This is a genomic window from Micromonospora sp. CB01531 (assembly GCF_001905095.1).
Classification (GTDB): domain Bacteria; phylum Actinomycetota; class Actinomycetes; order Mycobacteriales; family Micromonosporaceae; genus Micromonospora.
In genome coordinates, this window is the sequence record NZ_LWLS01000096.1 from 33,579 (window position 1) to 54,670 (window position 21,092).

General features: G+C 72.3%; 17 protein-coding genes. 7 read left to right on the forward strand and 10 right to left on the reverse strand.

Features of this window, described 5'->3' with window-relative positions:
- Positions 1-160: 160 nt before the first annotated feature.
- On the reverse strand, positions 161-1,120 hold the full coding sequence (locus tag A6A27_RS29855; protein WP_073837978.1) for a heme o synthase: 960 nt from the start codon (positions 1,118-1,120) through the stop codon (positions 161-163).
- A gap of 263 nt (positions 1,121-1,383) precedes the next feature.
- On the opposite strand from A6A27_RS29855, the gene tkt reads away from it, so the two are divergent.
- The 6 genes from tkt (at position 1,384) to pgl (ending at position 9,946) form a co-directional block, all read left to right on the forward strand.
- The gene (gene tkt, locus A6A27_RS29860; RefSeq protein ID WP_073837979.1) at positions 1,384-3,522 is read left to right on the forward strand and encodes a transketolase; all 2,139 of its coding nucleotides are present in this window, start codon (positions 1,384-1,386) and stop codon (positions 3,520-3,522) included.
- Between the two features lie 16 nt (positions 3,523-3,538).
- Positions 3,539-4,717, forward strand: coding sequence for a transaldolase (gene tal / locus A6A27_RS29865; protein ID WP_073838000.1), 1,179 nt, complete (start codon positions 3,539-3,541; stop codon positions 4,715-4,717).
- Between the two features lie 132 nt (positions 4,718-4,849).
- Positions 4,850-6,496: a glucose-6-phosphate isomerase gene (locus tag A6A27_RS29870; protein WP_073837980.1), complete on the forward strand. Its 1,647-nt coding sequence runs from the start codon at positions 4,850-4,852 to the stop codon at positions 6,494-6,496.
- A 38-nt stretch (positions 6,497-6,534) separates the two neighbouring features.
- Positions 6,535-8,049, forward strand: coding sequence for a glucose-6-phosphate dehydrogenase (zwf, locus tag A6A27_RS29875; RefSeq protein WP_073837981.1), 1,515 nt, complete (start codon positions 6,535-6,537; stop codon positions 8,047-8,049).
- Between the two features lie 22 nt (positions 8,050-8,071).
- Positions 8,072-9,088 carry a glucose-6-phosphate dehydrogenase assembly protein OpcA gene (locus tag A6A27_RS29880; protein ID WP_073837982.1) on the forward strand — a complete coding sequence of 339 codons (1,017 nt, stop codon included), beginning with the start codon at positions 8,072-8,074 and terminating at the stop codon, positions 9,086-9,088.
- A gap of 87 nt (positions 9,089-9,175) precedes the next feature.
- On the forward strand, positions 9,176-9,946 hold the full coding sequence (gene pgl, locus A6A27_RS29885) for a 6-phosphogluconolactonase (RefSeq protein ID WP_073837983.1): 771 nt from the start codon (positions 9,176-9,178) through the stop codon (positions 9,944-9,946).
- A 565-nt stretch (positions 9,947-10,511) separates the two neighbouring features.
- On the opposite strand, the gene A6A27_RS29895 is transcribed toward pgl, so the two are convergent.
- The 8 genes from A6A27_RS29895 to rapZ all read right to left on the reverse strand — a co-directional run bounded on the left by A6A27_RS29895 (position 10,512) and on the right by rapZ (position 17,612).
- Positions 10,512-10,853, reverse strand: coding sequence for an RNA polymerase-binding protein RbpA (locus tag A6A27_RS29895; RefSeq protein ID WP_073837984.1), 342 nt, complete (start codon positions 10,851-10,853; stop codon positions 10,512-10,514).
- 131 nt (positions 10,854-10,984) lie between these two features.
- Complete coding sequence (secG, locus tag A6A27_RS29900; RefSeq protein WP_073837985.1) at positions 10,985-11,245, reverse strand: preprotein translocase subunit SecG; 261 nt, start codon at positions 11,243-11,245, stop codon at positions 10,985-10,987.
- A gap of 94 nt (positions 11,246-11,339) precedes the next feature.
- Positions 11,340-12,131 (reverse strand): triose-phosphate isomerase, encoded by a 792-nt coding sequence (gene tpiA / locus A6A27_RS29905; RefSeq protein WP_073837986.1) that lies wholly within the window; start codon positions 12,129-12,131, stop codon positions 11,340-11,342.
- Positions 12,131-13,330: a phosphoglycerate kinase gene (locus A6A27_RS29910; RefSeq protein ID WP_073837987.1), complete on the reverse strand. Its 1,200-nt coding sequence runs from the start codon at positions 13,328-13,330 to the stop codon at positions 12,131-12,133. The genes tpiA and A6A27_RS29910 overlap by 1 nt, the downstream gene beginning before the upstream one ends.
- Before the next feature lie 100 nt (positions 13,331-13,430).
- Positions 13,431-14,435, reverse strand: coding sequence for a type I glyceraldehyde-3-phosphate dehydrogenase (gap, locus tag A6A27_RS29915; protein WP_073837988.1), 1,005 nt, complete (start codon positions 14,433-14,435; stop codon positions 13,431-13,433).
- 262 nt (positions 14,436-14,697) lie between these two features.
- On the reverse strand, positions 14,698-15,678 hold the full coding sequence (gene whiA, locus A6A27_RS29920) for a DNA-binding protein WhiA (RefSeq protein ID WP_073837989.1): 981 nt from the start codon (positions 15,676-15,678) through the stop codon (positions 14,698-14,700).
- Positions 15,679-15,732: 54 nt separating this feature from the next.
- Positions 15,733-16,707 (reverse strand): gluconeogenesis factor YvcK family protein, encoded by a 975-nt coding sequence (locus A6A27_RS29925; RefSeq protein ID WP_073837990.1) that lies wholly within the window; start codon positions 16,705-16,707, stop codon positions 15,733-15,735.
- Positions 16,704-17,612, reverse strand: coding sequence for an RNase adapter RapZ (gene rapZ / locus A6A27_RS29930; RefSeq protein WP_073838001.1), 909 nt, complete (start codon positions 17,610-17,612; stop codon positions 16,704-16,706). The genes A6A27_RS29925 and rapZ overlap by 4 nt, the downstream gene beginning before the upstream one ends.
- A 378-nt stretch (positions 17,613-17,990) precedes the next feature.
- Here rapZ and recQ point away from each other — a divergent pair, with 378 nt between their 5' ends.
- Positions 17,991-19,844, forward strand: a complete 1,854-nt coding sequence (gene recQ, locus A6A27_RS29935; RefSeq protein ID WP_073837991.1) for a DNA helicase RecQ — start codon at positions 17,991-17,993, stop codon at positions 19,842-19,844.
- A gap of 144 nt (positions 19,845-19,988) precedes the next feature.
- Here recQ and A6A27_RS29940 read toward each other — a convergent pair whose 3' ends face one another.
- A complete protein-coding gene (locus tag A6A27_RS29940) occupies positions 19,989-20,645 on the reverse strand; it encodes a C39 family peptidase (RefSeq protein ID WP_073837992.1) in 657 nt (218 codons plus the stop codon).
- Between the last annotated feature and the right edge of the window lie 447 nt (positions 20,646-21,092).

A 21,092-nucleotide genomic window follows, 5' to 3' on the forward strand; every position in this document is an offset into this window, starting at 1 on the left:
CCACAGGTTTTTCGCCCGGACATGTCGGATAAGGAAGGGCGAAGCGGGCAGGCCGAATCGGCCGGGTCTGTCCCGGTTGAACCCGCCCGGCGAACCCCGAAAAAAAATTCTGGAAAAATCCTCGACCCGGGGGATCCGCGTCCCCGCCGGGACGGCCGGATCACAGCAGGGCGTCGAGCGCGACGGCCGCGAAGAGGATGGTCAGGTAGGTGGTGGACCAGTGGAACAGCCGCATCGGCTTGACCGCCTCGCCCCGCGCCGCGCGGCGGCAGAGCTTGTGCGCCTCGACCACGAAGACACCGCCGACGACCAGTGCCGTCACCCCGTAGATCGGGCTCATCCCGAGCGGCCAGACGGCCAGCGAGGAGAGCAGGGTCAGCCAGGAGAAGATCAGGATCTCGGCGTTCACCCGACGGACCGAGGCCACCACGGGCAGCATCGGGATGCCGGCCCGCGCGTAGTCGGCCTTGTACTTGATCGCCAGCGCGTAGAAGTGCGGCATCTGCCAGAAGAAGACCACCGCGAACAGGCCCCACGCAGCGGGAGCCAACGACCCGGTGACCGCGGCCCAGCCGATCAGCACCGGCGCGGCGCCGCAGGCACCACCCCAGAAGGTGTTGGTCGCCGTGGTCCGCTTGAGCCAGAGCGTGTAGACCAGGTCGTAGTAGGCGATCGCGGCCAGGGTGAGCCCGGCCGCCAGCCAGTTGGTGAACACGGCCATCAGCGCGACCGAGATCACGGCGAGCACCAGACCGAAGATCAACGCGCTGCGCGGCGACACGGTGTGCGCGGGCAACGGCCGGCGCTTGGTGCGCCGCATCAACTGGTCGATGTCCCGGTCGATGTAGCAGTTGAGCACGCTGGCCGCGCCGGCGGCGAGCGAGCCGCCGACCAGGACCACGGCCATCAGCCAGAGCGAGGGCAGGCCCCCGTCGGCGAGCATCATCGCCGGCACGGTGGTGACCAGCAGCAGTTCGACGATCCGCGGCTTCGTCAGGGCCACGTACGCGGCCACCACGGCCCGCACGTCCCGCCGAGCGCCCGCCGAGGCCTCCGCCACCGCGCCCACCGGCGGCTGCCCGGCAGATTTGCTGACGGGGCGCTCGGTGATCATGCTCACGGATTGCCACCTTCCGGCTTGGCGGGGGAGGTCGGGGTCGGTCCGGACCCGTCGGGGTCCACACACCGACCCACAGACTACGCGTCGTCGTTTTGGCTGCCCCGGAGACCCAACAACGGTGCGGGCCGTCACAGTCAGCGGTGCACGACCGATCCGGTCGGACCGTACAGAAGAGCATGCGGAGATCCCCGGGCGTACGTTTAGGACCGCTCGATAGGGTCATCACTGAGGGTTCCGCCCATCTGCCGAGGAGCACAACCAACGTGGCTGCCAACCGACCCGAGCTTCCCGCTCTCAACTGGTCCGACCTCGACCGCAGGGCCGTCGACACGGTCCGCGTGCTGGCCATGGACGCCGTGGAGAAATCCGGCAACGGCCACCCGGGCACGGCGATGAGCCTCGCCCCGGCTGCGTACCTGCTCTTCAACCGGGTCATGCGGCACAACCCGGCCGACCCGAACTGGCCCGGCCGGGACCGGTTCGTCCTCTCCGCCGGGCACTCCAGCCTGACCCTCTACATCCAGCTCTTCCTCTCCGGCTACCCGCTGTCCCTGGACGACCTCAAGGCGCTGCGCCAGTGGGGCTCGCTCACCCCGGGTCACCCCGAGCACGGGCACACCCCCGGCGTGGAGACCACCACCGGCCCGCTCGGCCAGGGCCTCGGCAACGCCGTCGGCATGGCCATGGCGGCGCGGCGGGAGCGCGGCCTGTTCGACCCGGAGTCGGAGGCCGGCGACTCCCCCTTCGACCACGACATCTGGTGCATCGCCTCGGACGGTGACATCGAGGAGGGCATCAGCCACGAGGCCAGCGCCCTCGCCGGCCACCAGCAGCTCGGCAACCTCAGCGTGATCTACGACGACAACGAGATCTCGATCGAGGACGACACCCGCATCGCCAAGAGCGAGGACGTCGCGGCCCGCTACGCGGCGTACGGCTGGCACGTGCAGACGGTGGACTGGCGCCGCGGCGACGCCGACCAGGGCGACTACCACGAGGACGTCGAGGCGCTCCACCGGGCGCTGCTGGCCGCCAAGGCGGAGACCGCCCGCCCCTCCTTCATCGCGCTGCGCACCATCATCGGCTGGCCCGCACCCAACAAGAAGAACACCGGCAAGATCCACGGTTCGGCGCTCGGCGCCGACGAGGTGAAGGCCACCAAGGAGATCCTCGGCTTCGACCCGCAGCGGACCTTCCAGGTCGACGAGGAGGTGCTGGACCACGCCCGCCAGGTGATGGCGCGGGGCGCCGCGGCCCAGGCCGCGTGGACCACCGCGTTCGACGGCTGGGCGAAGGCCAACCCGGAGCGCCGGGCGCTCTGGGACCGGCTGGCCGCCCGCAAGCTCCCCGAGGGCTGGGCCGACGCGCTGCCGACCTTCCCGGCCGACGCCAAGGGCATCGCCACCCGGGCCGCCTCCGGCAAGGTCCTGGAGGCCCTCGCCCCGGTGCTGCCCGAGCTCTGGGGCGGCTCGGCCGACCTGGCGGAGAGCAACAACACCACCATGAAGGGCGAGCCGTCCTTCATCCCCGCGGTGCACGCGACGAAGGACTTCCCGGGCCACGAGTACGGCCGGACCCTGCACTTCGGCATCCGCGAGCACGCCATGGGCGCGATCCTCAACGGCATCGCCCTGCACGGCGGCACCCGCCCGTACGGCGGCACGTTCCTGGTGTTCAGCGACTACATGCGCCCCTCGGTGCGGCTCGCCGCGCTGATGAAGCTGCCGGTGGTCTACGTCTGGACGCACGACTCGATCGGCCTCGGCGAGGACGGCCCGACCCACCAGCCGGTGGAGCACCTGACCGCGCTGCGCGCCATCCCCGGCCTGGACGTGGTCCGCCCGGCGGACGCCAACGAGACCGCGTGGGCGTGGCGGCAGGCGCTGGAGCACGGCGACCGCCCGACCGCCCTGGCGCTCAGCCGCCAGCCGCTGCCGACCCTGGACCGCACCGACGTGGCCGGCGCCGAGGGCGTGACCAAGGGCGGCTACGTGCTGGCCGACGCCTCGACCGGCAAGCCGCAGGTGATCCTCGTCGGCACCGGCTCCGAGGTGCAGCTCTGCCTGACCGCCCGGGAGCGACTGGAAGCGGACGGCACCCCCACCCGGGTCGTCTCCATGCCCTGCCAGGAGTGGTTCTTCGCGCAGGACGAGGCCTACCGGGAGTCGGTCCTGCCACGCGGGGTAAAGGCACGGGTGAGCGTGGAGGCGGGTATCGCCATGTCCTGGCGGGGGATCGTCGGCGATTGCGGCGAGAGCGTGAGCCTGGAGCACTACGGGGCGAGTGCCCCGCACACGGTGCTCTTCGAGCAGTTCGGGTTCACCCCCGACCGGATCGTGGCCGCCGCGCACGCGGCACTGACCCGGGTGGGCGACATCACCGGTAACCCAACCGGCAACTGAGGGGAGCGTGGACGGCATGACGGACCGGCTGGGCGAGCTGAGCGCCATGGGTGTGGCGATCTGGCTCGACGACCTTTCCCGGGTACGACTGAGCTCCGGCGGGCTGGACCAGCTCCGCCGCGAGAAGCACCTGGTCGGGGTGACATCGAACCCGACCATCTTCGCGAAGGCGCTGAGCGACGCGGACGAGTACAACTGGCAGCTGAAGGACCTCGCCATCCGTGGGGTGGACGTCGAAGAGTCGGTCCGCATGCTCACCACGTACGACGTGCGGTGGGCCTGCGACGTGATGCGCCCCGCGTACGACGCCAGCGCGGGGGTCGACGGCCGGGTCTCGATCGAGGTGGACCCGCGGCTGGCCCACGAGACGGAGCGGACCGTCGCCGAGGCCGGGGCGCTGTGGTGGCTGATCGACCGGCCCAACCTCTTCATCAAGATCCCGGCCACCGAGGCGGGCCTGCCGGCGATCACCGCCACCCTGGCCCAGGGGATCAGCGTCAACGTCACGCTGATCTTCGGCCTGGACCGGTACTCGCAGGTGATGGAGGCCTTCCTGGCCGGCCTGGAGCAGGCGAAGGCGAACGGGCACGACCTGTCCAAGATCGGCTCGGTCGCGTCGTTCTTCGTCTCCCGGGTCGACAGCGAGGTGGACAAGCGGCTGGAGAAGATCGGCTCCGACCAGGCCAAGGCGCTGCGCGGCAAGGCCGCGATCGCCAACGCCCGGCTCGCCTACGAGCGGTACGGCGAGGTGTTCTCCTCCGACCGGTGGCAGGCCCTCGCCGACGCCGGGGCGCACCCGCAGCGCCCGCTCTGGGCCTCCACCTCGACGAAGAACCCGGACTACCGGGACGTCATGTACGTCGAGGAGCTGATCGCCCCCGGCACGGTGAACACCATGCCGGAGCCGACCATCCACGCCTTCGCCGACCATGGCGACGTCCGGGGCGACACCGTCACCGGCTGCTACGACGACGCCCGCAAGGTCTTCAGCGACCTGCAGGCGGTCGGCGTGGACCTGGCCGACGTGGTCGCCGTCCTCGAGCGCGAGGGCGTGGAGAAGTTCGAGGCGAGCTGGCTGGAACTGCTCGACGGGGTGAAGAAGTCGCTCGCCGAGGCGGCCAAGGGCACCGGGCGGCCGGGCAAGGCGGCCAAGGGCAGCGCGACGGCCGCCGAGCGGGCCGGGGGCAACGCGTGACGAACGGCGTGCGGCGTGTCCCGGGGCGACGCCCCGGGACACACCACGCCGTCGTCACCCCAGAGGTGGCCCCGTGAGCGCGAGGAGTGAGCCGGTTTTGCGAGCCCCGCAGTCGCGAACAGAGGTGACCCCGTGAGCGACCTGCTGGCCGGCCCGGCGGACATCGCCGCCGGGCTGGCCGTGCACGGCGCGGACGCGGTCGACCGGTCCGCGCCGGCGTCGGTGCGCGCGGACCTGGTCGCCCGGGACGTCCCCGCCCGGCTCGCCGCCAAGGATCCGACCCTGTGGGGCTCCGACGCGGAGGCGACGGCGCGGGTACGGCTCGGCTGGGTGGACACCCACCACCGCAGCCGGGAGCTCCTCCCTCAGCTCGCCGAGTTGACGGACGAACTGGCCGACCTCGACCACGTGGTGCTCGCCGGGATGGGCGGCTCATCGCTCGCGCCCGAGGTGATCGCCCGCACCCTCGGCCGCCCGCTGACCGTGCTGGACACCACCGATCCCGGGCAGGTCCGGGCGGCCCTGGCCGACCGGCTGGAGCGGACCGTGGTGGTGATCTCCAGCAAGTCCGGCACGACCGTGGAGACCGACAGCCACCGGCGGGCGTACTGGCAGGCGTTCCTGGACGCCGGGATGACCGAGGCAGAGGCGGCCCGGCACTTCGTGGTGGTCACCGACCCGGGCTCGCCGCTGGCGGCGACCGCTGCGGAGGCGGGGCTGGTCACCATCCCCGCCGACCCCGAGGTGGGCGGCCGGTACTCGGCGCTCACCGCGTTCGGGCTGGTCCCCGCGGCGCTGGCCGGGGTACCGGTGACCGACCTGCTCGACGACGCCGACGCGCTCGCCGAGTCGCTGGGCCGGGACCGGGACAACCCCGGCCTGGCGCTCGGCGCGGCCCTCGGCTCGGCGGCCACCACCGGTCGGGACGTGGTCGCCCTGACCTCCGACGGCACCGGCGTCGACGGGCTGGGCGACTGGGCCGAGCAGCTGCTCGCCGAGTCGACCGGCAAGGCCGGCGTGGGCCTGCTGCCGGTGGTGGTGGAATCCCCGGACGCTCCCGGCGCCGCCGGCCCGGACGTGCTCACCGTCAGCTACGGCGGCGCGCTCGGCCCGGGGGTGGCGCCCGGTGCCGGCAGCGCGGACGTGGCGGTCAACGGGCCCCTCGGCGCCCACTTCCTGACCTGGGAGTACGCCACCGCGATCGCCGGGGCGGTGCTCGGGGTCGATCCGTTCGACCAGCCCGACGTCGCCGAGAGCAAGCAGAACACCGAGCGCATCCTCGCCGCCGGGCCGCCGGCGGAGACGCCATCGTTCACCGAGGGGGCCATCGAGGTGTACGCCCCGCCCGGCGCGCCGGCCGACCTGGCCGGGATGCTGCGCCGGCTCCTCGACGGGTTGGGCGACGACGGGTTCCTGGCAGTGACGGCGTACCTGGACCGCCGTGGGGACGCGGCGGTGGCCGGGCTACGCCCCGTGCTGGCGCGGGCGACCCGCCGCCCGGTGACCTTCGGGTGGGGTCCGCGCTACCTGCACTCCACGGGCCAGTACCACAAGGGCGGCCGGCCGGTCGGGAGCTACCTTCAGGTGACCGGCGCGGTCAACGACGATCTGCCGGTGCCCGGCCGCCCGTACACCTTCGGGACGCTGCAGGCGGCCCAGGCCGCCGGTGACCGGCAGGCCCTGGCCGGCCGGGGTCGGCCGGTGCTGCGACTGCACCTGACCGAGCGGGCGGCGGGCGTCGCCCAGCTACTGGATGCGGCCGGACGGACAGGGACGTGACGATGATTGACGTGACAACAGCGGAGCGAGGAGACGGCATGAACCCGCTGCGCGACCCGCAGGACCGGCGGCTGCCGCGGATCCCGGAGCCGTGTGCTCTGGTGATCTTCGGGGTCACCGGTGACCTGGCCCGCAAGAAGCTGTTGCCGGCGGTCTACGACCTGGCCAACCGGGGGCTGCTGCCGCCCGGTTTCGTGGTCCTGGGCTTCGCCCGACGTGACTGGGGCGACGGCGACTTCGAGTCGCTGGCCTACGAGGCGGCGAAGAAGGGCGCCCGCACCCCGTGGCGGGAGGAGGTGTGGGCGCGGCTGGCCGGCAACATCAAGTTCGTCGGCGGCTCGTTCGACGACGACGCCGCGTTCGACCAGCTCGCCACCACCCTGGACGAACTGCGCGGCTCGCACGGCATCGACGGCAACGCCGCCTTCTACTTCTCCATCCCCCCGGCAGCCTTCCCCGTGGTGCTCAAGCAGCTCGCCCGTACCGGCATGGCGGACAATGCCAAGTCGGGTGGCTGGCGCCGGGTGGTGGTGGAGAAGCCGTTCGGCAACGACCTGCCCTCGGCGAAGGCGCTCAACGATCTGGTCGACGACGTCTTCACCCGCCAGGACGTCTTCCGGATCGACCATTACCTGGGCAAGGAGACCGTCCAGAACATCCTCGCCCTGCGGTTCGCCAACAACCTCTTCGAGCCGCTGTGGAACGGCAAGTACGTCGACTCGGTGCAGATCACCATGGCCGAGGACGTCGGCATCGGCTCCCGGGCCGGGTTCTACGACTCGGCCGGGGCGGCCCGGGACGTGCTGCAGAACCACCTGCTCCAGCTCCTCGCCCTGGTGGCCATGGAGGAGCCGACCAGCTTCGACGCCGACGAGATCCGGACCGAGAAGCTGAAGGTGCTCAAGGCCATCACGGTGCCGAAGGACGCGGCCCGGGACACCGTCCGGGGCCAGTACCTGCCCGGCTGGGTCGGCGGCGAACGCGCGGTCGGCTACCTGGAGGAGAAGGGCGTCCCGCCGGACTCCACCACGGAGACGTACGTGGCGGTGAAGCTGGGCATCCAGAACCGGCGCTGGGCCGGGGTGCCTTTCTACATCCGGGCCGGCAAGCGGCTGCCCCGGCGGGTCACCGAGGTGGCGATCATCTTCAAAGAGGCGCCGCACCTGCCGTTCAACCCGGCCGACGTGGAGTCGCTCGGCAACAACCAGCTCGTCATCCGGGTGCAACCGGACGAGGGTGTGGTGCTGAAGTTCGGCTCCAAGGTGCCGGGCACCGCGATGGAGGTCCGGGACATCGCGATGGACTTCCAGTATGGCGAGGCGTTCACCGAGTCCAGCCCCGAGGCGTACGAGCGGCTGGTGCTGGACGTGCTGATCGGTGACCGGACGCTGTTCCCGGACGCCGCCGAGGTGGAGCAGAGCTGGCAGGTGATCGACCCGTTGGAGCACGCCTGGGCGGGCACCAAGCCGGAGTCGTACCGGGCCGGCGAGTGGGGGCCCCGGGCGGCGGACGAGATGCTGGCCCGCGACGGCCGCTCCTGGCGGCGGGCATGACCGAGCACACCGGGAGGTTCCGTTGATCGGCCTGTGGGACACCACCGGTAACGAGGTGGTCAAGGCGCTCGCCGCCGAGCGGCGCAGCGCGGGCGGGGTGGCCAGCGGCATGGCGCTCAGCCTGATCGTGGTGGTGGACGAGAAGCGGGTCCGGGAGGCGGAGGCCGCGGCGACCATAGCGGCCGCCGCCCACCCGTGCCGGCTGCTCGTGGTGGTCCGCTCCGACGTCGAGCGGGACCGCAACCGCCTGGACGCGGAGATCGTCGTCGGCGGCCGGCTCGGCCCGTGCGAGGCGGTGGTCACGCGGATGTACGGCCGGCTCGCCCTGCACGCCGAGTCGGTGGTGCTGCCGCTGCTGGTGCCGGACGTGCCGGTGGTGACCTGGTGGCACGGCGAGCCGCCGGAGGAGATCGCGACCGACTTCCTCGGCGTGGTGGCCGACCGGCGGATCACCGACTCGGCGCAGGCCGCCGACCCGGTCGCGGCGCTGCGGCAGCGGGCCGCGGACTACGCCCCCGGCGACACCGACCTGGCCTGGACCCGGATCACCCCGTGGCGCACCCTCGTGGCCGGGGCGTTCGACACCGCCCAGGCCAAGGTCACCGAGGCGAGCGTGGTGGCGCCCGGGTCCGATCCCACGGCGGCGCTGATGCGCGGCTGGCTCGCGTCGCGGCTCGACATCGACCCGACCTGGGTACGCACCGACGAGTTTCCGCGGATGCGCGAGGTGCAGCTGCGCTGCGCCAACGGCGACCAGCTGACCCTGACCCGGGACGACAACGTGGCGACCTTCCGGCGTACCGGCCAGCAGGACCGGACACTGCCGCTGGTCCGCCGCCCGCTCGGCGACGAGCTGGCCGAGGAGCTGCGCCGCCTCGACGCAGACCAGGTGTACGCGGAGGCGCTCGGCGCGACCGCCGGCCTCTCCGGGCTGGAGGAACGCCCCACCCAGCGGGTACACGTGTGGAAGGACCCGGCGACCGCCCAGCGGGCCGAGGCCGGGATCAGCGCGCACGCCGGCGCGACCGCCAACCAGTGAGCGGACCGCCGGGCGGCACAGGCTGCCCGGCGGCCGGACAGCACCGGTGACCGCCGTGGGGCGGTCGGAGCACGAAGGCACGATTGGATGAGTGACGCGAGTGTCGCCGTACACGCCGACCCCGACCTGCTGGCGCAGGCCGTGGCGGCCCGCTTGGTGGTGAAGCTGCTCGACGCGCAGGCGGACCGGGGCCAGGCGTCGGTGGTGCTGACCGGCGGGCGGATCGCCGCGGCGGTGTACCGGGCGGTGGCGGAGCTACCCGCCCGGGACGCCGTCGACTGGTCCCGGGTCGACGTCTGGTGGGGCGACGAGCGGTTCCTGCCGGCCGGCAACCCGGAACGCAACGAGACGCAGGCCCGGGCGGCGCTGCTGGACGCGGTGCCGTTGAACCCGGCGCGGATCCATCCGATGCCGGCCTCGGACGGGCCGGCCGGCAACGACCCGGAGGCGGCCGCCGCCGGATACGCGCAGGAGCTGGCCCGGGCGGCGCGGCCCGGCACCGCCGCGCTCCCCCACTTCGACGTGCTGATGCTCGGCGTCGGCGAGGACGGGCACGTGGCGTCGGTCTTTCCGGAGCACCCGGTGCACCACGACAGCCGGCCGGTCAGCGCCGTACGCGGCAGCCCGAAGCCCCCGCCGGTGCGGGTCACGCTGACCCTGCCGGCGATCAACACCGCCGAGGAGGTCTGGCTGGTGGCCGCCGGGGCGGACAAGGCCCGGGCGGTGGGCATGGCCCTCGCCGGGGCCGGGCCGGTGCAGCTTCCCGCGGCCGGGGTGCACGGGGTGTCCCGTACCCTCTGGCTGCTCGACCGGGCGGCGGCGGCCGACGTGCCGCCCCGGCTGCGCAGCCTCCGCTGAGCGTCCCTGATCAGCTTAGCGATCCTGAGTCGGATGGGGTTTCCGGGATCGTTTCCCACCGTGGTGGGGTCGCGTGGGCGTGCAGGTGAAATCCCGCGCCCAAGGCGGCTCCTCGTGGCCGGTGGCCGGCGGTGGTGGGTGTGCTGATCGTGTTCACGCCCTGGTGTCGGTGGGCTGCGCGGGGCAGCCCCCGGTCCGTTGGTGCGTGTCCCTCCGGACGCTTGCCCGCCTGACCGTGGGGCCGGGTGGGGGAGGGTGCCCTGCGTCGCCTGGGCGCGGGGCGTGAAGCGTGGGGCCGGGTGGGGCTGGTCTTCGACCGGTCCCTCCGACTGCCTGTGGTGGTGGGAGTGACGACGGCTGCGGCTTCGAGCGTGTCCATCACCGACCGGATCACCATCTGCCCGCTGGTCTTGTCGATGACGGTCTTGCCCTGATGGGTGAGTCCGCGGGCGGCGATTCGCCGCCAGGCGCCGTGGTCACGGTCGCCCTGCCAGCGGCAGGACTGGTTGGGGCAGATGGCCCACTTCCATCCCGACGTCAGCGGGCGGAGGGCGAGCCGGCGCGGTCAGGCGCCCCGGCGGCGGCGTAGCGCGGCCAGGGCCTCGGCGAGGAGGGCTTCCCCCTGTTCCGGGGTACGCCGCTCCTGCACGTACGCCAGGTGGCTCTTGTAGGGCTCCGAACGCGGTCGGCCCGGCGGGTTTCCCGGGTCCGGGCCGGCCGGCTGGCCGCACCGGGGGCAGTCCCACGCCTCCGGCGCCTCCGCGTCGGCGGCGATGAGGAACTGGACCTCGTGAGCGTTGCCGCACCAGTAGGTGACCGGCCGGCGCGGGGCCGGCTCGTACCGCTGGTCGAAGCGCTCGGGGGCGGACCCGATCCGGGTGCCGCGGACGACGTTGTCACCGGGCATTGGCTGCTCGCTCCTGTCGTCGGAGGGGACCGCCGCGCGGGGTGGACGGCGGGCGACGCGGTGCAGCGGGAAAACAATCTGCGCGCGGTCCGTGACGGACCGCGCGCAGATTGTACGCTCGACGCGCTGACTCAGGCGCCGCTGCTCAGCTGGAGCCGGAGCCAGAGCCCGATCCCGACGATGCACGCAAACCAGATGATCCCGACCAGAACGGTGTAGCGGTCGAGGTTCTTCTCGGCGACCGAGGAGCCGGCCAGGCTGGAGCTGACGCCGCCGCCGAACATGCTCGACAGCCCGCCGCCCTTGCCGCGGTGCAGGAGGATCAGCAGCGTGAGCAGGACGCTCGTGATGACCAGCAACACGATCATCGTGTAGGCGAACCAGATCGGCATGGCGGGGGTTTGTCCTCTCGTTGCGATCACTGCCCGTCCTGTCGGGCACGGTGGCACCGACCGGCGGACGGGCAGCGTCAAGGATAGCGAGCTATCAGCGAGCGATGTGCTCCGGGAACCGGCAGATCTGCGCGAATTCCTCGGCGTCCAGGCTGGCACCGCCGATCAGGGCCCCGTCCACGTCCGGCTGGGCCATGATCGCGGCGATGTTCGACGCCTTGACCGAGCCGCCGTAGAGGATCCGGACCTGCTGGGCGGTGGCCTCGTCGAAGGTGTCGCCGAGCCGCTTGCGCACCTCGCCGCAGACCTCCTGGGCGTCCTCCGGGGTCGCCGTCTTGCCGGTGCCGATCGCCCAGACCGGCTCGTACGCCACGACGACCTTGGTCACCTGCTCCGCGGTGAGCCCGCGGAGCGCGCCGTCGAGCTGGTCGCAGCAGTGCGGCACGTGCCGGAGCTGCTCCCGGACCTCCAGCCCCTCGCCGATGCAGAGGATCGGGGTGAGCCCGTTGGCCAGCGCGGCGTTCACCTTGTCGTTGACCAGTGCGTCGTCCTCGTTGTGGTACTGCCGCCGCTCGGAGTGGCCGACCACCACGTAGGTGCAGCCCAGCTTGGCGAGCATCGACCCGGCGATGTCCCCGGTGTACGCGCCCGACTGGTACGGCGACAGGTCCTGCGCGCCGTAGCCGATCAGCAGCTTGTCGCCGTCCACCGCCGTCTGCACGGTCCGCAGGTCGGTGAAGGGCGGCAGGACCACCGTCTCGACCTCGGTGAGCTGCTTTTCGGTGAGGCTCGCGGCCAGCTTCTGCACCAGCAGGTTGGCCTCGAGGTGGTTCAGGTTCATCTTCCAGTTGCCGGCCATCAGGGGCCGGCGGGTGGGGCTTGCCATCACTTCTCCAGGGCCGCGATGCCGGGGAGGGTCTTGCCCTCCAGGTACTCCAGGGAGGCGCCGCCGCCGGTGGAGATGTGATCGAACGCCGACTCGTCGAGCCCGAGCGTCCGCACCGCCGCCGCCGAGTCGCCGCCGCCGACGACGCTGAACGCACCGGACGTCGCGATCGCCTCGGCGACCCCGCGGGTCCCGTTCGCGAAGGCGGCCATCTCGAACACGCCCATCGGACCGTTCCAGAACACCGTCCGCGCCTGCTTGAGGGCGGCGGCGAAGCCGGCCACGGTCTCCGGGCCGATGTCGAGCCCGACCCGCTTGTTCGGGATGCCGTCCACCCGGACCGTGTGGTGCTCGGCGTCCGGCGCGAAGGCGACCGCGGCCACCACGTCGACCGGGAGCATGATCTTGCCAGGCTCGCGTTCCATCAGGTTGCGGCAGGTCTCGACCATCTCCTGCTCCAGCAGCGAGCTGCCCACCTCCAGGCCCTGGGCCTTGAGGAAGGTGAAGCACATCCCGCCGCCGATGAGCAGCCGGTCGACCTTCGGCAGCAGCGCCTCGATCACGGCCAGCTTGTCGGAGACCTTGGAGCCGCCCAGCACCACCACGTACGGCCGCTCCGGGTCGCCGGTCAGCTTGCTGAGCACCTCCACCTCGCGCAGCACCAGCCGGCCGGCGAAGTGCGGCAGCCGGGCCGGCACGTCGTAGACGCTGGCGTGCTTGCGGTGCACCGCGCCGAAGGCGTCGTCGACGTACGCCTCGCCGAGGGCGGCGAGCTGGTCGGCGAAGGCGCCCCGCTCGGCGTCGTCCTTGCTCGTCTCACCCTTGTTGAAGCGGAGGTTCTCGAGCACGGCGACCTGACCGTCGGCGAGGCCCGCCACACATGCACGGGCCGAGTCGCCGACGGTGTCCTCGGCGAACTGGACCGGGGCACCGAGCAGCTCGCCCAGCCGGCCGGCCACCGGGCGGAGGCTGAACTGCGGGTCCGGCGCGCCCTTCGGGCGGCCCAGGTGCGAGCAGACGACCACCTTCGCGCCGGCTTGGACCAGCACGCTCAGCGTCGGCAGGACGGCCCGGATCCGGCCGTCGTCGGTGATCTCACCGGTCTGCTTGTCGAGTGGGACGTTCAGGTCGGCGCGCACCAGCACGCGCCGACCCGACACCCCCTCGGCGAGCAGGTCGTCGAGGTTGCGGATGCTCACAGAGCTAGCCCTCCGTTCGTGACTGGGCCTGCCTCAGCTCGCGACTGCGGGGCTCGCTCCGCTCGCTCGCGACTGGGGCTCGCAAGCTCACTCCTCGCACTCACAGGGAGCTACCCACCAGCTTGACCAGGTCGACCAGGCGGTTCGAGTAGCCCCACTCGTTGTCGTACCAGCCGACGACCTTGACCTGGTTGCCGATCACCTTGGTCAGCGGCGCGTCGAAGATGCAGGACGCCGGGTCGGTGACGATGTCGGCGGAGACGATCGGGTCCTCGTTGTAGACCAGGATGCCCTTGAGCGGGCCGTTCGCGGCGGCCTTCATCGCGGCGTTGACCTCGTCCACGGTGGTCTCCCGGCCGACCGTGACGGTCAGGTCGGTGGTCGAGCCGGTCGGGATCGGCACGCGCAGCGCGTAGCCGTCCAGCTTGCCCTTGAGCTCCGGCAGGACCAGGCCGATCGCCTTGGCGGCGCCGGTCGAGGTCGGCACGATGTTGAGCGCGGCGGCCCGGGCCCGGCGCAGGTCCTTGTGCGGCGCGTCCTGCAGGTTCTGGTCCTGCGTGTACGCGTGGATGGTGGTCATCAGACCCTGCTGGATGCCGAACGTGTCCTGCAGCACCTTCGCCATCGGGGCGAGGCAGTTGGTGGTGCACGAGGCGTTCGAGATGATGGTGTGCTTGGCCGGGTCGTACTGGTCCTGGTTGACGCCCATGACGACCGTGACGTCCTCGTTCTTCGCCGGGGCGGAGATGATGACCTTCTTGGCGCCGCCGTCGATGTGCGCCTTCGCCTTGGTGGCGTCGGTGAAGAACCCGGTGGACTCGATGACGACGTCGACGCCGGCCTCGCCCCACGGCAGCTTGGCCGGGTCCTTCTCGGCGTACGCCTTGATGGTGTGACCGCCCACGCTGATCTCGTCGTCGGTGGCCTTCACCTCGTGCGGGAGGCGGCCCAGGATGCTGTCGTACTTGACAAGGTGGGCGAGCGTCGCGTTGTCGGTCAGGTCGTTGACCGCCACGACCTCGACGTCAGCGCCGGATGCCAGCACTGCCCGGAAGAAGTTGCGGCCGATCCGGCCGAAGCCGTTGATGCCAACCCGGATGGTCACAGGTCCCATCTCCTCGCGTTCTGGTCCGCCGGCGTCAGAACAGGGCCGGCGGAGGTGTGTGCGCCGACCGTTGGAGCCGGCCGTTGACGGTTCATCTCGGCCACCCCGCCGCGGTCCTGAGGACCTGACCGCCCGAGGCGGTGAGCACGGCGAGGGGTGCCTGTGCCGGCCCCCTTGCCGTACGCAGCGACCTTATCCGAGCGTGCCGCATCGCGCTGCGGCGGGTGGTGAACCCGCCAGCAGGTGACGCCCCACCGTCCTATCAGACCACGAGCATGTCCGGCGTGACGGCCGCTTCCGTATCCGGGATGCCCAGGTCCCGGGCCCGCTTGTCGGCCAGCGCGAGGAGCCGGCGGATCCGCCCGGCGATGGCGTCCTTGGTCAGCGGCGGATCGGCGAGGGCGCCCAGCTCCTCCAGCGACGCCTGCCGGTGCTCCAGGCGCAGCCTTCCGGCGGAGGTCAGGTGGTGCGGGGCGTCGTCGGCGAGGATCTCCAGGGCCCGGGTGACCCGGGCGGCGGCGGCCACCGCGGCGCGGGCCGAGCGGCGCAGGTTGGCGTCGTCGAAGTTCGCCAGCCGGTTGGCGGTCGCCCGGACCTCCCGGCGCACCCGGCGCTCCTCCCAGGCCAGCACGCTGGCGTGGGCGCCGATGCGGGTGAGCAGGGCGGCGATCGAGTCCCCGTCCTTGACCACCACCCGGTCCACCCCACGGACCTCGCGGTTCTTGGCGGTGATCCCGATCCGTCGGGCCGCGCCGACCAGGGCGAGGGCCGACTCGGGGCCGGGGCAGGTGATCTCCAACGCGCTGGAGCGGCCCGGCTCGGTGAGCGAGCCGTGGGCCATGAACGCGCCCCGCCACGCGGAGACCGCGCAGCAGACGTTGGCCGCGACGACGTGCGGCGGCAACCCGCGCACGGGGCGGCCCCGGACGTCCAGCAGACCGGTCTGGCGCGCCAGCGCTTCGCCGTCCTTGACCACCCGCACGATGAAGTGGCTGCCCTTGCGCAGCCCGCCGGAGGCGAGCACGTGGATCTCGCTCGGGTAGCCGTAGACCTCGGCGATCTCCCGCCGCAGCCGCCGGGCGACCGCGCCGGTGTCCAGCTCCGCCTCGACCACCACGCGACCCGACACGATGTGCAGGCCGCCCGCGAAGCGCAGCAGGGCGGCCATCTCCGCCCGCCGGCAGCAGGGCTTGGGCACGTCGACCCGACTTAGCTCGTCCTTGACCGCCGCCGTCATCGCCATAGTGCGCCCCCTCACGGACCGGTTCCGGCGTGTCGCCGTTGATTACGTACGTGTCTAACGATCGGCACCCAGGACAGGCACCAGCGCGGCGCCCAGGGCGGCTGGATCATGACGGGGCGCGCCGTCGAGGACGGCGACGGGGGCGAGGACCAGCCGGGCACCCAGCGATTCTGCCGCACCCGCGACCGCCTCGGGGTCACCCACCGCCGTGGAGTCCGCCAGCACCATGTCCACCTTCAGCTCGGGCAGATAGCGCCGCAGGGTGTCCAGATGGTCGGCCAGGGAGAGCCCGTGGGTCTCCTTCTCCGCCACCAGGTTGAGCGTGACCAGCCGCCGCGCCGGACTGGAGACGATCGCGTCGGCCAGCTGCGGCACCAGCAGGTGGGGCAGCACGCTGGTGTACCAGCTGCCCGGCCCGAAGATCAGCCAGTCGGCCGCGCGTACCGCCGCGACCGCCTCCGGGCAGGCCGCCGGCGCGGCCGGGGTGAGCCGCAGCGACTCGACCCGGCCGGAGGTGACCGCCACCTGGTGCTGGCCGCGCACCGTGCGTACCTCGTCGGGGTGGCCCGGGTCGGCGCCGCGCACCCGGGCCTCGATGTCGACCGGCTGGCGGGACATCGGCAGCACCCGGCCGACCGCGCCGAGCATCGCGCCGGCGTGGTCGAGCGCGGCCACCGGATCGCCGAGCAGCTCCGTCAACCCGTTGAGCAGCAGGTTGCCGACCGCGTGCCCGGCCAGCGAATCGCCCGCTTCCGCGCTGTCGCCGGCGGCGAAGCGGTGCTGGAAGAGCGCCGCGCTGCGCCGGGTGGCCGGGTGGTCGCCGGCCAGCGCGACCAGCGCCTGCCGCAGGTCGCCCGGCGGCAGCCCGCCGCGCTCGGCCCGCAGCCGGCCGCTCGAGCCGCCGTCGTCGCCGACGGTGACCACCGCGGTGATGTCCAGGTCCAGCTCGGGTACGCAGTGCCGCAGCGCCCGCAGGGACGCCGAGAGCCCGTGCCCGCCGCCGAAGGCGACCACCCTGGTCGGGATCATTCCCGCCCCAGGTCCCGGTGCTGCGCGTGGGCGGCGATGCCGGACTGGCGCAGCCGGGCGGCTAGTTCCTCGGCGATGGCGACGCTGCGGTGCTTGCCGCCGGTGCACCCGACCGCCACGGTCAGGTAGCGCTTGCCCTCCCGCTCGAAGCCGGCGGTGGTGGCGTTGACCAGGTCGGCGTAGCCGGTCACGAAGGCTTCCGCGCCCTCCTGGCCCAGCACGTACGCGCTGACCGCCTCCTCGCGCCCGGTGTGCTCGCGCAGCTCCGACACCCAGTACGGGTTGGGCAGGAACCGGGCGTCCATCACGAAGTCGGCGTCCGGGGGAAGGCCGTACTTGAACCCGAACGAGAGCACGGTGATCCGCAGTCGACGGGAGTCCTCCCCGCCGAACAGCTCCTCGACCCGGCGCCGGAGCTGGTTGACGTTCAGGTGGCTGGTGTCGATGATCACGTCGGCCTGGTCCCGGGCCTCCTCCAGCAGCGCGCGCTCGACGGCGATGCCGTCGGCCAGCCGCCCGTCACCCTGCAGCGGGTGCGAGCGCCGGACGCTCTCGAACCGGCGGATCAGCACCTCGTCGTCGGCGTCGACGAAGACCACCCGGGGCTGGAAGCCGCGCTCCCGCAGCTCCCGGATCGCGCCGGCCAGGTCGGTGGAGAAGGCGCGGGAGCGGACGTCCAGCACCATGGCCGTACGCCGGGCCGCGCCGCCGGCCTTTAAGGCCAGCTCGGCCATGTCCAGCATGAGCGCCTGGGGCAGGTTGTCGACCACGTAGTAGCCCACGTTCTCCAGCGCCCGGGCCACCGTGCTGCGGCCACCGCCGGAAAGGCCGGTCACCACCACCAGGGTGGTGTCCACCTCGGCCGGCGCCGGCCGTCCGAGGGCTGTCTCCGTACCTTTCGGCACCAGGTCTCCCGGCGTCCGCGCCTCGCTCACCCGTTACCCCCAAGCCGTGGCGCCGCGGCCGCTCGGCCGCGCGTGGTCAGTCAGCGACTCTAACGGCTGCGACCCGGCCCGGGATTCCACGGGTGACGACTGGAACACCTGCTTGTCCGGTTTGTCGTCGTCTCGGTACTGGTTTCCGCCGGTCCCGCCGGAGACGGTCGCACTTCCGACAGCGTCAGCGACTGCTGACGGTCGGTGACCGCTCCCGCGCCATCGGTGGGTGTGCCCACCCCGGCCGTCCGGCCGGCCCGGCGTGGCCCGGGCCGGCCGGGCCGCGCGGACCCCGCGACGCGCTCGCCGGAGCGGGGCGCTGTCGGGGGGCGCTCGTAGACTGCCCGGATGGTCTCCCCCACCGATCAGCGGACCGAGGACGCGCTGCGGGTGCTCCGCCGGGTGTTCGGCTACGACGCCTTCCGGGGCTTCCAGCAGGAGGTCGTCGAGCACGTGGTGGCCGGCGGAGACGCGTTGGTGCTGATGCCGACCGGGGGCGGCAAGTCCCTCTGCTACCAGATCCCCGCGCTGGTCCGGGACGGGGTCGCGGTGGTCGTCTCGCCGCTGATCGCCCTCATGCAGGATCAGGTCGACGCGCTCACCGCCGTCGGCGTCCGCGCCGGGTTCCTCAACTCGACCCAGGAGCCGGCGGAGCGGCGGCGGGTGGAGTCCGCCTTCCTCGCCGGCGAGCTGGACCTGCTCTACCTCGCCCCGGAGGCCCTGGCCGGCCGCGCCACGGTCGGCCTGCTGGAGCGGGGCCGGATCGCGCTGTTCGCCATCGACGAGGCGCACTGCGTCTCCCAGTGGGGGCACGACTTCCGCCCCGACTACCTCAACCTCTCGATGCTGCACGAGCGCTGGCCGGGGGTGCCGCGGATCGCGCTCACCGCCACCGCGACCAAGGCCACCCGTACGGAGATCGCCACCCGGCTCCAGCTCACCGACGCCCGACACTTCGTGGCCAGCTTCGACCGGCCCAACATCCAGTACCGGATCGTGCCCAAGCGGGAGCCGCGCAAGCAGCTGCTGAGCCTGCTGCGCGACGAGCACCCGGGCGACGCGGGCATCGTCTACTGCCTGTCCCGCGCGTCGGTGGAGAAGACGGCCGAGTTCCTGGTGGCGAACGGGGTCCCGGCCCTGCCGTACCACGCCGGGCTGGACGCCCGGACCCGGGCCGCCAACCAGCAGCGCTTCCTGCGCGAGGACGGGCTGGTCATGGTCGCCACCATCGCGTTCGGCATGGGCATCGACAAGCCGGACGTACGCTTCGTCGCCCACCTCGACCTGCCGAAGTCGGTCGAGGGCTACTACCAGGAGACCGGCCGGGCCGGGCGGGACGGCCTGCCGTCGACGGCCTGGCTGGCGTACGGGCTCCAGGACGTGGTCCAGCAGCGGAAGATGATCGAGACCTCCGAGGGCGACCTGGCGCACCGGCGCAACCTCGCCGCCCACCTGGACGCGATGCTGGCCCTCTGCGAGACGGTCCGCTGCCGCCGGGCGCAGCTCCTCGAGTATTTCGGCGAGACCGGTGTGGGCGGCTGCGGCAACTGCGACACCTGCCTCGAACCACCGGAGTCCTGGGACGGCACGGTCGCCGCGCAGAAGCTGCTCTCCACCGTCTACCGGCTGGACCGGGAACGCAACCAGCGGTTCGGCGCCGGGCACTGCGTGGACATCCTGCTCGGCAAGCGCACCGACAAGATCGACCAGTACGGCCACGACTCGTTGACCACCTTCGGCATCGGCACCGAGCTGCGCGAGGCGGAGTGGCGGGGCGTGGTGCGGCAACTGCTCGCCGAGGGCCTGCTCGCCGTCGAGGGCGACTACGGCACCCTCGCCCTGACCGAGGCCAGCGCCGAGGTGCTGGGCCGCCGGCGTACGGTCACCATGCGGCGGGAGCCGGAGAAGCCGGTGTCCGCCCGGTCGGCGAAACCGCGGGGCGCGGCCACCGTCGTCGCCGACCTCACCCCTGCCGCGGCCCCGGTGTTCGAGCGGCTGCGGGCCTGGCGGGCGGCCACCGCCAAGGATCAGGGCGTGCCCGCGTACGTCATCTTCCACGACGCGACTCTGCGCCAGATCGCCACCGAGGCGCCGGCGTCGCTGACCGAGCTGTCCCGGATCAATGGCGTCGGCGAGAACAAGCTCGCGAAGTACGGCGAGCAGATCCTCGCCGTACTCGCCGAGGCCGACGCACCTGCCTGACCGCCACGCGCCGCCGCCACCGGTGCGGCCGGTCGGCATCCGGAGACGTCGAATGGCCGGCCGTCTTGTTGGGGGTCGGTTGTTTCTGGGTGTGTTGAAGGGCCGGCCCCTTGGTGGGGCCGGCCCTTCGTGGTGTTGCTTTGGTCAGGAGGCGGAGTAGCCGCGGGTGGCGATCCAGTCGGCGAGGTTGTCGACGCTGATGCGGTAGGAGGCGGTGTTGGGGTTGGCGGAGTCGGCGATGGTGACGGTTTTGCCGTTGTTCTGGTAGCCGACGACGCTGATGTAGTGGCCGCCTTCGAAGGAGTGGGTGTTGCCGTCGGTGTCGGTGGCGGTGCCGGCGATGTTGGCGACCACGGCGCGGCCGTTGTCGATGGTGCGGACGATGTCGGTGCGCAGGGTGTCGGTCTGCTTGTCGTCGGCGTTGGGGTTCTTGATCTCGACCGAGTGGTAGGCGTTGGTGCTGCCGGTTTCCTTGTTCAGGACGGGGGTGATGTCGTTGATGCTGTTGGTGCCGTTCTCGGTGGTGCCCATTTCCTTGGCCATGGCGTCGACGTTGATGTTCTTGCCCTGGACGGAGAGGGCGTTGCGGGTGGCGGCGGGGCCGCAGTAGTAGAAGTTCGGCTGGGCCTCGTAGCGCACGTTCAGTTCCCGCTCACCGTTCTTACCGGCCTGCGCCTGCGCCTGGGCGGGCTTGGCGGGGGCGGCGTGGGCGGCGATGGCGGGTCCGGCGATGCCACCGGCGGTGGCGGCGATGCCGGCAGTGGTGAGCAGGGTCTTACGCAGGATGGTGTTGGTACGCATGGTGATCAGAACCTTTCAGTTCGGGGGAACGGCACACACACGCACAAGGGGGGTGCGCGGGTGCCGCGTGAAAGGGAAAGTCAGAAGAAGGGGGGATCCGCCCGGCGGCCTGAGGGGGCCTGCACGGGGCGTTCCGGGTGTAACGACCGGGGGCCGGGGATCATTCCACCGGGCTCCCGGGGGCCGGCCCTGGGGTGCTGCACGGGGCGGCCGGAGATGTAACGACCGGGGGTCGGGGATCATTCCACCCGGGCTACCCGGGCGCCTGGCCGAGGCGTCGCGGCCTGCTCGACGGCCCGGGGGATGTAACGACGGCCGGGGGCCGATCATTCCGCCGCAGCCGGGGCCACCATCAGGCGGGCCGCAGATCCGGCGCGGTCAGCCATGTTCAACGCCCCCGACCCGGATCTGATTCCACCGGGCCACCCCCGGCCACCGGACAGCCAG

What these genes read in the sequence shown, in the direction of transcription:
- tal (WP_073838000.1), top strand. Translation starts at nt 3,539, where the DNA reads ATGACGGACCGGCTGGGCGAGCTGAGCGCCATGGGTGTGGCGATCTGG.
- zwf (WP_073837981.1), top strand. Translation starts at nt 6,535, where the DNA reads ATGAACCCGCTGCGCGACCCGCAGGACCGGCGGCTGCCGCGGATCCCG.
- pgl (WP_073837983.1), top strand. Translation starts at nt 9,176, where the DNA reads ATGAGTGACGCGAGTGTCGCCGTACACGCCGACCCCGACCTGCTGGCG.
- A6A27_RS29895 (WP_073837984.1), bottom strand. Translation starts at nt 10,853, where the DNA reads ATGCCCGGTGACAACGTCGTCCGCGGCACCCGGATCGGGTCCGCCCCC.
- secG (WP_073837985.1), bottom strand. Translation starts at nt 11,245, where the DNA reads ATGCCGATCTGGTTCGCCTACACGATGATCGTGTTGCTGGTCATCACG.
- tpiA (WP_073837986.1), bottom strand. Translation starts at nt 12,131, where the DNA reads ATGGCAAGCCCCACCCGCCGGCCCCTGATGGCCGGCAACTGGAAGATG.
- whiA (WP_073837989.1), bottom strand. Translation starts at nt 15,678, where the DNA reads ATGGCGATGACGGCGGCGGTCAAGGACGAGCTAAGTCGGGTCGACGTG.
- A6A27_RS29925 (WP_073837990.1), bottom strand. Translation starts at nt 16,707, where the DNA reads ATGATCCCGACCAGGGTGGTCGCCTTCGGCGGCGGGCACGGGCTCTCG.
- recQ (WP_073837991.1), top strand. Translation starts at nt 17,991, where the DNA reads ATGGTCTCCCCCACCGATCAGCGGACCGAGGACGCGCTGCGGGTGCTC.
- A6A27_RS29940 (WP_073837992.1), bottom strand. Translation starts at nt 20,645, where the DNA reads ATGCGTACCAACACCATCCTGCGTAAGACCCTGCTCACCACTGCCGGC.